This window comes from Streptomyces sp. LS1784, from assembly GCF_020103755.1.
Taxonomy (GTDB): domain Bacteria; phylum Actinomycetota; class Actinomycetes; order Streptomycetales; family Streptomycetaceae; genus Kitasatospora.
Genome location: NZ_JAHSQD010001206.1, coordinates 1 through 769, shown reverse-complemented (window position 1 = coordinate 769; position 769 = coordinate 1). Strand labels below are relative to the sequence as shown.

Here is a 769-nt window from a genome sequence, read left to right as displayed (position 1 = left end):
CCGGCCCCGCCGACCGCCGTCCATCCGGTGAGCAGGACCAGGGCCAGCACCGCCGCGCCGACCGGCGGGCCGGCCACCCCGAGCCGTTCCGACCAGGTGACCGGGCGCCTCATCGACGCCCTCCCCGCCGCTGGACCCGCCCCGGCTCCCAGGTGCGCAGCCGCAGGCTGTTGCCCACCACGAGCAGCGAGCTGAGCGACATCGCCACCGCCGCCAGCATCGGGTTGAGCAGCCCGACCGCCGCCATCGGGATCAGCACCAGGTTGTAGCCGAAGGCCCAGAGCAGGTTGGCCCGGATGGTCGCCAGGGTCTGCCGCGCCAGCCGTACGGCGTCCACCACCGCCTCGATGTCACCGCGCACCAGCGTCAGCCCGGCCGCGCCGATCGCGGCGTCGCTGCCGGAGGCCAGCGCCACCCCGAGGTCCGCCGAGGCCAGCGCCACCGCGTCGTTGACGCCGTCGCCGACCACCGCCACCGTCCGTCCGGCGGCGCGCAGTTCGGCCACCACCTCGGCCTTGCGCTCGGGGGAGGCCGAGGCGTGCACCCGCTCGATGCCCAGCTCGGCGGCCACCGCCCGGGCGGCGCCGGGGCCGTCCCCGGTCAGCAGCACGGTCTCCAGGCCCAGCCCGCGCAGTCGGTGGACTGCTCGCCAGCTGCCCGAGCGCAGCGTGTCGCCGATCGCCAGGACGGCCGCCGGCCGCCCGTCCAGCTCGACCACGACGGCTGTGCGGCCCGCCTCCCCGGCCTGCGCGACCGCCTCCGCCAGAGC

General features: G+C 77.5%; 1 protein-coding gene. It reads right to left on the bottom strand.

Annotation, left to right across the window (positions count from 1 at the left end; translation table 11 throughout):
* Positions 1-109 precede the first annotated feature (109 nt).
* On the bottom strand, positions 110-769 hold a 660-nt coding region (locus tag KS423_RS46560), incomplete at its 5' end, for an HAD-IC family P-type ATPase (protein ID WP_224285671.1).